This window comes from Pedococcus sp. P2_D7, assembly GCF_056404295.1.
Genome location: NZ_JBFUEH010000005.1, coordinates 101,950 through 115,014, shown reverse-complemented (window position 1 = coordinate 115,014; position 13,065 = coordinate 101,950). Strand labels below are relative to the sequence as shown.

Annotated in this window: 10 protein-coding genes; 2 read left to right on the top strand and 8 right to left on the bottom strand. The window is 70.7% G+C overall.

The genetic code is table 11. From position 1 onward, the window contains the following. Positions 1–17 precede the first annotated feature (17 nt). Both AC1DWJ_RS12945 and AC1DWJ_RS12940 read left to right on the top strand, forming a co-directional pair. Complete coding sequence (locus AC1DWJ_RS12945; RefSeq protein ID WP_457252358.1) at positions 18–3,395, top strand: pyruvate carboxylase; 3,378 nt, start codon at positions 18–20, stop codon at positions 3,393–3,395. Between the two features lie 182 nt (positions 3,396–3,577). Beyond that, complete coding sequence (locus tag AC1DWJ_RS12940; protein ID WP_457252359.1) at positions 3,578–3,751, top strand: CsbD family protein; 174 nt, start codon at positions 3,578–3,580, stop codon at positions 3,749–3,751. 111 nt (positions 3,752–3,862) lie between these two features. On the opposite strand, the gene AC1DWJ_RS12935 is transcribed toward AC1DWJ_RS12940, so the two are convergent. From AC1DWJ_RS12935 to AC1DWJ_RS12900, 8 genes are all read right to left on the bottom strand, one after another. Continuing rightward, positions 3,863–5,785 (bottom strand): DUF2207 domain-containing protein, encoded by a 1,923-nt coding sequence (locus AC1DWJ_RS12935; RefSeq protein ID WP_457252360.1) that lies wholly within the window; start codon positions 5,783–5,785, stop codon positions 3,863–3,865. 4 nt (positions 5,786–5,789) lie between these two features. Further along, complete coding sequence (smpB, locus tag AC1DWJ_RS12930) at positions 5,790–6,275, bottom strand: SsrA-binding protein SmpB (protein ID WP_200961977.1); 486 nt, start codon at positions 6,273–6,275, stop codon at positions 5,790–5,792. A 165-nt stretch (positions 6,276–6,440) separates the two neighbouring features. Next, positions 6,441–7,805, bottom strand: coding sequence for a M23 family metallopeptidase (locus AC1DWJ_RS12925; RefSeq protein WP_457252361.1), 1,365 nt, complete (start codon positions 7,803–7,805; stop codon positions 6,441–6,443). A gap of 198 nt (positions 7,806–8,003) precedes the next feature. After that, the gene (ftsX, locus tag AC1DWJ_RS12920; RefSeq protein ID WP_457252362.1) at positions 8,004–8,909 is read right to left on the bottom strand and encodes a permease-like cell division protein FtsX; all 906 of its coding nucleotides are present in this window, start codon (positions 8,907–8,909) and stop codon (positions 8,004–8,006) included. Positions 8,910–8,992: 83 nt separating this feature from the next. Continuing rightward, a complete protein-coding gene (gene ftsE / locus AC1DWJ_RS12915; protein WP_457252363.1) occupies positions 8,993–9,682 on the bottom strand; it encodes a cell division ATP-binding protein FtsE in 690 nt (229 codons plus the stop codon). Between the two features lie 157 nt (positions 9,683–9,839). Further along, positions 9,840–10,955, bottom strand: coding sequence for a peptide chain release factor 2 (prfB, locus tag AC1DWJ_RS12910; RefSeq protein WP_457252364.1), 1,116 nt, complete (start codon positions 10,953–10,955; stop codon positions 9,840–9,842). Between the two features lie 114 nt (positions 10,956–11,069). Then, on the bottom strand, positions 11,070–12,476 hold the full coding sequence (locus tag AC1DWJ_RS12905; protein ID WP_457252365.1) for a GntP family permease: 1,407 nt from the start codon (positions 12,474–12,476) through the stop codon (positions 11,070–11,072). Beyond that, positions 12,473–13,063, bottom strand: coding sequence for a gluconokinase (locus AC1DWJ_RS12900; protein WP_457252366.1), 591 nt, complete (start codon positions 13,061–13,063; stop codon positions 12,473–12,475). Before AC1DWJ_RS12900 ends, AC1DWJ_RS12905 begins: the two co-directional genes overlap by 4 nt. Between the last annotated feature and the right edge of the window lie 2 nt (positions 13,064–13,065).

Below are 13,065 nucleotides of genomic sequence, written 5' to 3'. Positions count from 1 at the left end.
GACCACCTGGAGGTCAAGTGTTCAGCAAGGTCCTCGTCGCGAACCGGGGTGAGATCGCGGTCCGCGCGTTCCGCGCCGCCACCGAGCTCAGCGCCAAGACGGTCGCCGTGTTCCCCTACGAGGACCGCAAGTCCGAGCACGTGCTGAAGGCGGACGAGGCCTACCGCATCGGCGAGCAGGGCCACCCGGTCCGCGCCTACCTCGACCCCGAGGCGATCGTGCGGACGGCCGTCGAGGCCGGGGCCGACGCGATCTACCCCGGCTACGGCTTCCTGTCCGAGAACCCCGACCTCGCCGAGGCCTGCGCCAACGCCGGCGTCACCTTCGTCGGCCCGCCGGCCTCGGTCCTGCACCTCACCGGCAACAAGGCCCGGGCCATTGCGGCGGCCAAGAAGGCGGGGCTCCCCACGCTGGAGAGCGCCGAGCCCAGCACCGACGTCGACACCCTCGTCGCCGCGGCCGAGGAGATCGGCTTCCCGATCTTCGCCAAGGCCGTCGCGGGCGGCGGGGGCCGAGGCATGCGGCGGGTCGAGCGACGCGAGGACCTGCGGGAGGCGCTCGAGGCCTGCATGCGTGAGGCCGAGTCGGCCTTCGGCGACCCGACCGTCTTCCTCGAGCAGGCCGTGGTCAAGCCCCGCCACATCGAGGTGCAGATCCTCGCCGACGGCGAGGGCAACGTCATCCACCTGTTCGAGCGGGACTGCTCGGTCCAGCGGCGCCACCAGAAGGTCGTCGAGATCGCCCCGGCCCCGAACCTCGACCCCGAGCTGCGCGAGCGGATGTGCGCCCACGCCGTCGCCTTCGCCAAGGAGATCGGCTACGTCAACGCGGGCACCGTCGAGTTCCTGCTCTCCCCCGACGGCCGCTACGTCTTCATCGAGATGAACCCGCGCATCCAGGTCGAGCACACCGTGACCGAGGAGATCACCGACGTCGACCTCGTGAGCTCCCAGCTGCGGATCGCCAGCGGCGAGACCCTGGCCGACCTCGGGCTCTCACAGGACACCCTGCAGATCCGCGGCGCCGCCCTCCAGTGCCGCATCACCACCGAGGACCCGGCCAACGAGTTCCGCCCCGACACCGGTCGCATCACCACCTACCGCTCCGCCGGTGGGGCCGGCGTCCGGCTCGACGGTGGCACCGTCTTCGTGGGGGCCGAGATCGGCGCGCACTTCGACTCGATGCTGGTCAAGCTCACCTGCCGCGGCCGTGACTTCCCGACGGCGGTCCGGCGGGCCCGCCGCGCCCTGGCCGAGTTCCGGATCCGCGGGGTCTCGACCAACATCCCCTTCCTCCAGGCCCTGCTCGAGGAGCCCGACTTCCAGGCCGGCCGGCTCTCGACCTCGTTCATCGACGAGCGCCCCGACCTGCGCACCGCGCGGATCCCGGCCGACCGCGGGACCAAGCTGCTCACCTACCTCGCCGACGTCACCGTCAACCAACCGCACGGTCCGGGCCGCACGCGGGTCTCGCCGCGCGCCAAGCTGCCGGCCATCGACCGGTCGACTCCCCCGCCCCCCGGCGCGCGCGACCGGCTGCTCCGCCTCGGCCCACAGGGCTTCGCGGAGGAGCTGCGGGCGCAGGAGGCGGTCGCCGTCACCGAGACCACCTTCCGCGACGCCCACCAGTCGCTGCTGGCCACCCGGGTGCGCACCCGCGACCTCATGCACGTGGCCCCGCATGTCGCCCGGCTCACGCCCCAGCTGTGGTCGGTCGAGGCCTGGGGCGGGGCGACCTACGACGTCGCGCTGCGGTTCCTCGCGGAGGACCCCTGGGACCGGCTCGCGGCCCTGCGCGAGGCGATGCCCAACCTCCCGCTCCAGATGCTCCTGCGCGGACGCAACACGGTGGGCTACACGCCCTACCCGACCGAGGTCACCGACGCCTTCGTCACCGAGGCGGCCAGCACCGGCATCGACATCTTCCGCATCTTCGACGCCCTCAACGACGTCGACCAGATGCGCCCGGCGATCGAGGCGGTGCGGGCCACGGGCACGGCCGTCGCGGAGGTCGCGCTCTGCTACACCGGCGACCTCACCAGCCCCGACGAGAAGCTCTACACCCTCGACTACTACCTCCACCTGGCCGAGCAGATCGCCGAGGCCGGGGCGCACGTCATCGCCATCAAGGACATGGCCGGGCTGCTGCGCGCCCCCGCGGCCCGCACCCTCGTCACGGCCCTGCGCGAGCGGTTCGACCAGCCGGTCCACCTGCACACCCACGACACCGCCGGTGGCCAGCTGGCCACCCTGCTGGCCGCCATCGAGGCGGGGGTCGACGCCGTCGACGTCGCGAGCGCCGCGATGGCGGGCACCACGTCCCAGCCACCCATGTCGAGCCTCGTCGCGGCCACCGACGGCACCCCCCGCGCCACGGGGCTGGACCTCAGGGCGGTCAACGACCTCGAGCCCTACTGGGAGGCCGTGCGGCAGCTCTACTTCCCGTTCGAGTCCGGCCTGCCCTCCCCCACCGGTCGCGTCTACACACACGAGATCCCCGGCGGCCAGCTCTCCAACCTGCGCCAGCAGGCCATCGCGCTGGGTCTCGGCGACCACTTCGAGGAGGTCGAGGACATGTATGCCGCGGCCAACCGCATCCTCGGCAACATCGTCAAGGTGACACCCAGCAGCAAGGTCGTGGGTGACCTCGCGCTGGCCCTGGTCGGAGCCAAGGCCGACCCGGCCGACTTCGAGGCCAACCCGACGAAGTACGACATCCCCGACTCCGTGATCGGCTTCCTCTCGGGCGAGCTCGGTGACCCGCCCGGCGGCTGGCCCGAGCCGTTCCGCACCAAGGCCCTCGAGGGGCGCACCCCCAAGCCGCGCGTCACCGAGCTCGGCGACGACGACCGGGCTGCCCTCCAGGCCGACCCCCGGCACACCCTCAACCGGCTGCTCTTCCCCGGTCCGACGACCGAGTTCGAGAAGTCGCGGGACGCCTACTCCGACCTGGCCGTCCTCGGCACCCGGGAGTTCCTGCACGGGCTCGAGGTCGGGTTCGAGCACGAGATCGACCTCGAGCCCGGCAAGCGCCTGCTGCTCGGCCTCCAGTCGGTGTCGGACGCCGACGACCGCGGCATGCGCACCGTGATGTTCACGATGGGCGGCCAGCTGCGCCCGGTGCAGGTGCGCGACGAGCGGATCGCGGTGGACGTCAAGGCCGCCGAGAAGGCCGACCCGTCGGCCAAGGGCCAGGTCGCGGCACCGTTCGCCGGGGTCGTCAGCCTTGCGGTCGAGGAGGGCGCCACCGTCGAGGCCGGCGCCGTGGTGGCCACCATCGAGGCGATGAAGATGGAGGCCAACATCACCGCTCCCGTCGCCGGGTCGGTGCAGCGGCTGGCCATCGGCACGCAGCAGCAGGTCGAGGGCGGCGACCTCATCCTCGTTCTCGGGTAGCTCAGCCTCGGACAGCTCAGCCTCGGACAGCTCAGCCTCGGGTGGGCCGGATTCACGATTCACCGGACCCCTGACCTGCGGAAATGTCGTTTTCGGGTTACGGTCGAAGGGCAGGCGGTCAAGAAGCGGCTGCTGTCGCGAAGCACGACTCATCCGTTCGCATCCGACAGAGGAGGCCCCACATGGGACTGAATGACAAGCTCGACAACGCCAAGGACAAGGCCACCGGCGAGGCCAAGGAGGCCACCGGCAAGGTGACCGACAACGAGCGCCTCGAGGCCGAGGGCAAGGCCGACCAGACCGAGGCCGACCTCAAGCAGGCCGGCGAGAAGGTCAAGGACGCGTTCAAGAACTGAGCCCAGCCACAGGTATGCCGCGTGCGGACGTCCGCACGCGGCATACCTGTGCCTGGGGCCGGCATACCTGTGCCTGGGGCCGGCGTCCCGGTAGCGCCGGCGCCGGCGCGGCTACCAGGAACCGCCCGAGCTGCCACCCCCGCCGCCCCCGGAAAAGCCACCGCCTCCGGAGAAGCCCGACCCGCCGGAGCTGCCGGGCGTGCTCGTGAAGGTGCCCCCCGCGGTCGTCGCGAACGAGTCCATGTCGCGGGCGACCCCGTCGTAGTCGAACGCACCCGAGCCGACGTACCAGAGCGGCGGGGTGAGCGAGTGTCCTGCAGCGGCCGCGGACTCTGCGACCTGGCGGAAGGTGCCGGCCCACTGCGAGGCCACGCCGAAGACGATCGCATAGGGGAGGTAGCGGCTGAAGATGTCCTGCGCCTCCTCCCACTTGATCTGGGATGCCTCGGCCGTCACGAGGTACTTCTTGAAGCCCTCGGACTGGGCCGTGACCGCGCTGCCCTCGGCGGTCCGGGCGGCCATCCGCTGCCCGAGGATGCCGACGATGGCACCGGCCACCACCAGGCCCCCGAGCAGGATGAATGCCGGCGGGATGGGCAGGCCGGCGCCGGCCCCGAGGTCGGACAGCGGGCCGCCCAGCCAGACGAAACCGAAGAACGAGCCGACGACCAGGACGGCGGCGAGCCCCGTCCAGGTCGTCCGCTGCGCCTCGGGCGAGCGGCGGAACCAGCCCCGTCGCACGACCTCGTCGTACATCAGCTCCTCGACCCGGTCCAGCGTCGGCTTGAAGTGGTTCTTGAGGCTGGACAGGGTGCGCGTGGGGCCGTTCTCGAAGAGCCCCACGAGGAGCGCCTCCTCGTAGGGCAGCAGCGCGGTGCGGGACTGCTCGGCCGTGGGGGTGGTGCGGGTCAGCCGCCAGTCCTTCCCCTGGAGGAAGCCACCCTCCTCCTCGGCGATGGTGAGGTGTCCACGGGCGGCGAGGTCGATGATCGTGGCGGAGACGTCGATCGTGTTGGCGGTCTCGTCGATGACCGTGCCCACGAGTCCCGGCTGCACGCCGTCCGGCGGGGTGAACCGCACCGCGATCGGACCCCTGCGACCCTGGACGACCTGGCCGTCCTCACCCACGACCGGGCTGAGCCCGGGCGTGAGCCCGGCGTACTGCTCGTCGCGGCCACGGGTGTAGACGAGCACGCCCATCAGAGCGGCAGCCAGCAGCGGGATCGTGACTCCCGCTCCCGCCGCCAGGGCGCCGAGTGCCTTGGACGTGGTCGAGGTGACGATCTGGCCGTCGTCCGACACCTGCCCCTCGTGGAGCACGGGGTCGAGCGAGCCGAACCCGTCGATCGGCAGCGACGCCAGGATGGAGACACCCTGGCCGGCCCCCGCCTTGGGCGCGCTGAACTGGGCGCTGGCGCCCGGCGTGGCAGTGCAGCGCTGCGTCGAGCCGAACTCCCCGATGAAGCACTCGGCCCGGTCGCTGGCCCCCGGTCCGGTTACGGTGGCGCTGACGTCCTCGTAGACGTTGTCGTCGGAGGCGTCGACCAGGTTGTAGTAGACCTCCGCGTGGTCGGTGAAGCCGTTGACGTAGGCGTCCAGGTGGTAGCGCACCACGTAGGTCTGCGTGCCGCTCACCGTCTCGTCGGCCCGGCCCACCCGGATGCGCATCGCCGAGCCGTCGGTGGCGTCGGTCACCGACACGTCGGCCGGCGCCCCCGAGGGCGAAGTGGCCGATACGTGGGACAGCGGGTACTCGCGATAGGTGTCGGCGCGGTCCTGGTAGCCGACCCGCACCGTGACGAAGCGCTCGATGCCGTGCCGGTCCTCGCCCTGCGGAAAGTGCCACGTGATGTTCTCGACGACGTCGAGCGAGCCGTCCTGGTTGGCGGTGATGTCGACGTGGAACCGGGTGGCCAGGTCGTCCGGCGCGGCGGCGACGGCACTCGAGGCGCCGAGGACGAGCGCTGCGGAGGCGAACAACAGCGCGAGCCCGGCCCCCGCGGCATACCGTCGTCCGCCCCCGCGCACGCGCATGGCCCTAGCGTCCCTCGCCCGAGGCCCGCCGGGCCTGGCTGAGTGCGCGCTGCGTGTCACGGGTGTCCTGGCGCTCGCGCAGCGCGTGCCGCTTGTCGTACTGCTTCTTGCCCTTGGCGATGGCGATCTCGACCTTCGCCCGGCCGTCCTTGAAGTAGAGCTGGAGCGGGACGATGGTGTGCCCGCTCTCGGTCGACTTCTTCATGATCTTGGCCAGCTCCGCACGGTGCAGGAGCAGCTTGCGGCGGCGCCGCGGGGTGTGGTTGGTCCAGTTGCCGTTGACGTACTCGGGGATGTGCACGCCCTCGAGCCACAGCTCGTCGCCGCGCCACGTGGCGTAGCCGTCGATGAGCGAGGCGCGCCCCATCCGCAGCGACTTGACCTCGGTGCCCATCAGGACGAGCCCGGCCTCGAAGGTGTCCTCGATGAGGTAGTCGTGGCGCGCCTTCTTGTTGCTCGCCACCACCTTGCGACCTTGTTCCTTGGCCACTGCCCGTCCACGCCCTCGTCTTGGTTGTCTCAGCGGTCATCGCTGGGTCGCCGTCCGGGTCGACAGCCGACCCGGCGAGGCAACGCTACCTGCAGGACCGGGTATGCCGGCCAGTCGGTTTCCGCGCGGCGCGCCGGACGACCCGGGAGCCGACGACTGCAGACCTCAGAGCCAGCGCCGCGGGTCCCTCGGGATGCCGTCCTCATAGGTCTCGAAGTGCAGGTGGCAGCCGGTCGACGAGCCCGTGGTCCCCACGTAGCCGATGATCTCGCCGCGGGAGACGTTGCCGCCACCCACGGCGTACCGCTCCATGTGGTTGTAGGTGGTCACGAGGTCGACCCCACGGACGATGCCGTGGTCGATCATGATCCGGTTGCCGTAGCCGCCGCCCCAGCCGCGGGAGATGATGTGGCCGGACGCAGCCGCCCTGATCGGGGTGCCGCAGTTGGCCGCGAAGTCGCGCCCGGCGTGCAGGCGCCAGTAGTGCAGGATCGGGTGGTAGCGCATGCCGAACTCGGAGGAGATCCAGCCCTCGGAGGGACGCGACAGGTAGCCGCCGGAGGACGAGACCGGCGGCGGCACCGGCCTGTGGTGCTTGCGCAGCCACGCGGCGCGACGGGCCGCCGCAAGCTTCGCGGCCTTGGCCCGGGCGACGAGGACGCGTTGCAGCCGCGCCTGCTCCTTCTGCGCTGCGTCGAGCTTGGTCTTCTCGGCCTTCTTCTGGGCCTCGAGCGCGTTCGACTGGGCGGTCTGCTGGGCGGCGAGGGCGTCGAGCCTGGCCTTCGCTGCCGCCGCGGCGGCGCGGGCCTTCTGCGCCTTGGCCAGCGCGGCCTCGGCCTGCTTCTTGGCCGCCTCGACCTGCACCTTGAGCGCCTTGATGTGCGCTTCCTGGGCGGTCGCGGCCGCACGGGCGGTGGCCAGCCGGGTGAGCGACTGGTTCTGCACGTCCATCACGGTGTCGTTCATCGCGATGCGGTTGGCGAAGTCGTCGGGCGTGGTCGCGCTCAGGGCCACGGACAGCTGGCCCATGCCCTGGTCCTGGTAGAGCTGTGCCGCGAACCGGGCCACGCGGGTGCGGGTCGCGGCCAGCTGCGCGCGGGTGGCCGCCAGCTCGTCGACCGCGCGGGCCTCGTTGGCGCGGGCGACGTCGAGCCGCACCGCCATCTCGTCGTTGTAGGCGTCGGCCCTGGACACGGCGGCGGTGGCCTGGTCGAGGGCGGCCTGGGCCCCCGGCAGCGCGGCCTGCGTGCGGCGCAGCGCGATGTAGGCGTTCCTCAGGCTGGCCGAGGTGTCCTCGAGCTCGTCCTTGAGGGACTCGATCTCCTTGTCGACCTGCTTCTTCGCCTTGCCCGGGTCGCCGGCGCCCGGCGCGGTCCCGACCGTGGACCCGAGGACCGGCGCGGCGGCCAGCGACGGGGTCGCGACCCCCACCGAGCAGGCGACGGCCAGCCCGAGGGCGAGCAGGCGGACGCGGCGAGACCCGCGTCCGACACGGTGGTGGGCGCGAGAAGGCGGGGGGATTGCGCTCATAGGCCTCATTGGTAACACACACCACACCCGTATCCGGGGATTGGCGCCTGTGAAATGGCCGATCTGCCCAGTCTCCCGATCCCCCAAGCAACCTTTGCTAGCAAAGGTTGCTTGGTCGAGGACAGGTTGCAGCCTGTCCACGAACCAGTTTCCTGTGCCAGCAAGGTTTCGTGGAACTAGGGGTGCGCGGGGCAGCGGTCAGACGCGCAGGTAGCGGCGCAGCGTGGCCCAGGAGGTGAGCACCGAGACCACGAGCATGAAACCGACCAGCCACGGCGCCACGAACCAGATGTCGTGGGCACCGACGAGCGGGGCGTCCTGCAGCACCGCGGAGACGCGTGGGATCAGCGAGTCCGCCGTCACCCACAGGCCGGCGATGGCCAGACCGGTGCCGGTCAGGGCGGCCAGGACCGTCTCCATGACGAAGGGCAGCCGGATGGTGAAGTTCGAGGCACCGACGAGCTTCATGATCCCGGTCTCGCGTCGTCTGCTGAACGCGGCCTGGCGGATCGTCGTGGCCATCAGCAGGATCGAGCAGAGCACCATCAGCCCGGCGAGGAACAGCGAACCGATGGTGACGACGTTCATCACCTTGAACAGCTTGTCGAGGGTCTTCTGCTGGTCCTGGACCCGACCGACCCCCGGGGCGCCGTCGAAGGCGCTCACCACGACCTCGTACTTCTTGGGGTCGGACAGCTGGACGCGGAAGTTCTGCGGGATGTCGCCGACCTGCAGGTAGTCCGACAGCGGCGAGTTGCGGTACTGCTGCTTGAACCGGTCGAAGGCCTGCTGCTCGGACTCGTAGTAGACGTTCTTGACCAGCGGCTTCATCTCGTCGAGCTGGGAGCGCAGGGCGTCGCGCTGCTCGTCGGTGACCGCCTTGCCGTCACAGTTGACGTCGAGCGAGTCCTTGCCGCACATGAAGATCGAGACCTGGATGCGGTCGTACCAGTAGCCCTTGAGGGTGTCGACCTGTCCCTGGGCGAGGAAGCCGATGCCCATGAGGTAGACCGACACCATCGTCACCAGCATCACCGAGATGGCGATGGACAGGTTGCGGCGCAAGCCGATCCAGATCTCGCTGAGCATGAACTGCAGTCGCATGGGGGTGGGTCTCCAGTGGGTTCTGTTCGGGGCGCTGCCGGCCGTGCGTGCAGGGACAGGTCGGGGTGGGCGGTCGGCGGCGGTCAGCTGCCGCTGCCGTAGACGCCCTTGTTCTCGTCGCGGATGATGTGGCCGTTGCGCAGCTCGACGACGCGCTTGCGCAGCTGGTCGACGATGTCGTCGTCGTGGGTGGCCATCACGATCGTCGTGCCGGTGCGGTTGATCCGGTCGAGCAGCCGCACGATGTCGAGGCTGGTGGTCGGGTCGAGGTTGCCGGTCGGTTCGTCGCACAGCAGGATCGGCGGCTTGTTGACGAACGCGCGCGCGATGGCGACGCGCTGCTGCTCGCCACCGGAGAGCTCGTGCGGGAGGCGCTTCTCCTTGCCCTCCAGGCCGACCATCTCCAGGGTCTCGGGGACGACCTGGCGGATCGCGTGGCCCGAGCGACCCAGGACCTGGAGCGCGAACGCGACGTTCTGGTAGACGTTCTTGTTGGGCAGCAGGCGGAAGTCCTGGAACACCGTGCCGATCTCGCGGCGCAGGCGCGGCACCTTGCGGGCCGGGAGGCTCCCGACCTCCTGACCCGCGACCAGGACGGTCCCCTGCGTGACGCCCTCCTCCTTGAGGACCAGGCGCAGCAGGGTGGACTTGCCCGAACCGGAGGCGCCCACCACGAAGACGAACTCACCGCGCTCGACCTCGAGGTTGATGTCGCTCAGCGCCGGTCGGGTCGACCGGGGATAGACCTTGCTGACGTTCTCGAAACGGATCATGCGCGCTGGGTGAGCCTCACGGGGAGATACGGGCGGAACGGGACGGAAACGGCATCCGTGCGCCAGCAGCGCACGACCACCCGAGGATAGGTCGCCAACCTTGGTATGCCGCGCAGCCCCACCTCCTCGGCGTTGCGGCTACCGGCCCGCCTCCCCGTCAGCCGTCCAGCTTCTGCTGCTCCTTGCGCCACCGGACGCCGGCCTCGATGAAGCCGTCGATGTCGCCGTCGAAGACGGCCGAGGGGTTGCCCACCTCGTACTCGGTGCGCAGGTCCTTGACCATCTGGTAGGGCTGGAGGACGTAGGACCGCATCTGGTCGCCCCACGACGCCTTGACGTCTCCGGCCATCTCCTTGCGCTCGGCGGCCTCCTCGGCCTGGCGCTGGAGCAGCAGCCGGGACTGCAGCACACGGAGCGCGGCCGCCCGGTTCTGGATCTGCGACTTCTCGTTCTGCATGGAGACGACGATGCCGGTGGGGATGTGCGTCATCCGGACCGCGGAGTCGGTGGTGTTGACGCTCTGGCCGCCGGGACCGCTGGAGCGGAAGACGTCGACCTTGATCTCGTTCTCGGGGATCTCGATCGAGTCGGTCTGCTCGATCAGCGGGATGACCTCGACCGCCGCGAAGCTGGTCTGCCGCCGCCCCTGGTTGTCGAACGGGCTGATCCGCACGAGGCGGTGCGTGCCGGCCTCGACCGAGAGGTTGCCGAACGCGTAGGGCACGTTGATCTCGAAGGTGGCGGACTTGAGCCCGGCCTCCTCCGCGTAGGAGGTGTCCATGACCTGGGCCGGGTAGTTGTGCCGCTCGGCCCAGCGCAGGTACATCCGCATCAGCATCTCGGCGAAGTCGGCGGCGTCGACGCCACCGGCGCCGGCGCGGATCGTGATGACCGCGGCCCGCTCGTCGTACTCCCCCGACAGCAGGGTGCGGACCTCGAGCTCGCCGACCGCCTTCTGGAGGGACACGAGCTCCTTCTCGGCCTCGACCATCGTCTCGGCGTCGCCACCGTCCTCCGTGCCCATCTCGACGAGGGTCTCGAGGTCGTCGATCCGCTGGTCCATGCCGGTGACGCGCTCGTACTCGGAGTTCGCGCGGGAGAGGGCGGAGGTGACCTGCTGGGCGGCGTCCGGGTCGTCCCACAGGTCGGGGGCCGACGCCTTGGCCTCGAGCTCGGTGATCTGGGCCTGGACGGAGGCCAGGTCGGTCACCTCACGCACCGAGTCCATGGTGTTGCGGAGGTTCTTGATCTCTTGCTGGAAGTCAACGGCCACGAGACCCAACTCTATGGCACCTCGCGCACGCCCCCGACCTCCGTGGGCCGGGCGGGGACATGGGTATGCCGCGTGGCCCGGGCCACGCGGCATACCCACCTCACCTGCTGGGCGTCAGACGACGAGGCCGAGGATGAGGACGAAGACCAGGCCGGAGACGGAGAGCAGGGTCTCCATGAGGGACCAGGACTTGATGGTCTGGCCGACCGAGAGGCCGAAGTACTCCTTGACCAGCCAGAAGCCGGCGTCGTTGACGTGGGAGAAGAACACCGAGCCGGCGCCGATCGCGAGGACCAGCAGGGACACCTCGGAGGTGCTCATGCCGGCGGCGAGGGGCGCGAGGATGCCGGACGCCGTGACCGTCGCGACGGTGGCGGACCCGGTGGCGAGGCGGATCAGGACGGCCACGACCCAGGCGAGCAGGAGGATGCTCACGCCGCTGCCCTGCACCCAGTCGGCGACGAGCTGCCCGATGCCGGTGTCGACCAGCGTCTGCTTGAACCCGCCACCGGCGGCGACGATGAGCAGGATGCCGGCGATGGGCGGCAGCGACTTCTCGAGCGAGGAGGCCAGCTCCTTGGTGCCCATGCCGGCGCCGCGGCCGAGGGTGAACATGCCCACGATGACGGCGATGAGCAGCGCGATGATCGGCGTGCCGAGGAAGTCGAGCACCGTGCGGACCGCGTTGCCCTCCTCGGCGAAGATGTCGGCGAGCGCCTTGCCCATCATGAGGACCACGGGGGTCAGGACGGCGAACAGCGTCACCGCGAAGGTGGGGCGCTGCACCCGGGCCTCGTGGTCCTCCCCCGTGCCGAAGAACTCCGGGGCCGGGACGTCGACCCAGCGACCGGCGAACCGGGCGAAGAGCGGACCGGCGATCGCGATGGTGGGCAGGGCGACGAGCACGCCGAAGGCGAGGGTGATGCCGAGGTTGGCCTTGAGCGCGTCGATCGCCACCAGCGGACCGGGGTGTGGCGGGACCAGGCCGTGCATGGCGGACAGACCGGCCAGGGCGGGGATGCCGACCTTGACGATGGACAGCTGGGAGCGTCGGGCCACCAGGAAGATGACCGGCATCAGCAGGACGAGGCCGATCTCGAAGAACATCGGCAGGCCGATCAGGGCGCCGACGCCGGCCATCGCCCACGGGAGGGTGCGCGGCGAGGAACGGCCGACGATGGTGTCGACGATCTCGTCGGCGCCACCGGAGTCGGCCAGCAGCTTGCCGAACATCGCGCCGAGCGCGATCAGGGTGCCGACCCCGGCCGCGGTGGAGCCGAAGCCCTTGGTGAAGCTGTCGATGGTGTCGGACATCGCGACGCCGGCCACCGCCCCCACCGTCAGCGAGCCGAGGGTCAGGCCGAGGAACGGGTGGAGCTTGAAGCGGGTGATGAGTACGACGATCACGGCGATGCCGAGCAGCGCCGCCGGGATCAGCCGGGCCGCCGGGATGTCCGGGACCTCGGCCGCGTCGGCCGCGGTCAGGAGGGGGTGCAACAGGGAGAGGACGTCGCTGGTCATGCGGGGTCACGCCTTTCGAGGGGGTGGCTGGCCGGGGAGGTGAGGCCGGAGGGGGAGGTGAGGCCGGAGGGGGCGGTGAGGATGGCGAGGGACTCGTCGACGAGCGTGTCGACCGGCTGGGCCACGTCGAGGGTGGCGCCGAGCTCGTCGGGCTGGAGCACCTCGAGCGTCGCGAACTGCGAGTCGATGAGGGCGGCCGGCATGAAGTGACCGGGCCGGCCGGCGACCCGCGCCGCGAGGACGTCGCGGTCGCCGTGCAGGTGCAGGTAGACGGCCTGGGGAGCCGCCGCGCTGAGCACGTCCCGGTAGGCGCGCTTGAGGGCGGAGCAGCTGGCGACACCGCCCGTCGCACTGTGTTCACGCAGCCACGCGGCGATGGCCTCGAGCCAGGGCCCGCGGTCGTCGTCGTCGAGCGGGATCCCCGCGGACATCTTGGCGATGTTGGCCTCGGGGTGGAAGTCGTCGGCGTCCGCGAAGGGGACGCGCAGCCGCTGGGCGAGGGCCGCGCCGACGGTCGTCTTGCCTGACCCGGACACCCCCATCATCACGACAAGGGGCGGTGCGGGGTGTTCCGGTGCTTCAGGCATGG

Bases quoted from the DNA above. Each gene is read 5' to 3' on its own strand.
- AC1DWJ_RS12940 (WP_457252359.1), top strand. From the start codon at position 3,578: ATGGGACTGAATGACAAGCTCGACAACGCCAAGGACAAGGCCACCGGC.
- AC1DWJ_RS12935 (WP_457252360.1), bottom strand. From the start codon at position 5,785: ATGCGCGTGCGCGGGGGCGGACGACGGTATGCCGCGGGGGCCGGGCTC.
- AC1DWJ_RS12925 (WP_457252361.1), bottom strand. From the start codon at position 7,805: ATGAGCGCAATCCCCCCGCCTTCTCGCGCCCACCACCGTGTCGGACGC.
- ftsX (WP_457252362.1), bottom strand. From the start codon at position 8,909: ATGCGACTGCAGTTCATGCTCAGCGAGATCTGGATCGGCTTGCGCCGC.
- ftsE (WP_457252363.1), bottom strand. From the start codon at position 9,682: ATGATCCGTTTCGAGAACGTCAGCAAGGTCTATCCCCGGTCGACCCGA.
- AC1DWJ_RS12905 (WP_457252365.1), bottom strand. From the start codon at position 12,476: ATGACCAGCGACGTCCTCTCCCTGTTGCACCCCCTCCTGACCGCGGCC.
- AC1DWJ_RS12900 (WP_457252366.1), bottom strand. From the start codon at position 13,063: ATGCCTGAAGCACCGGAACACCCCGCACCGCCCCTTGTCGTGATGATG.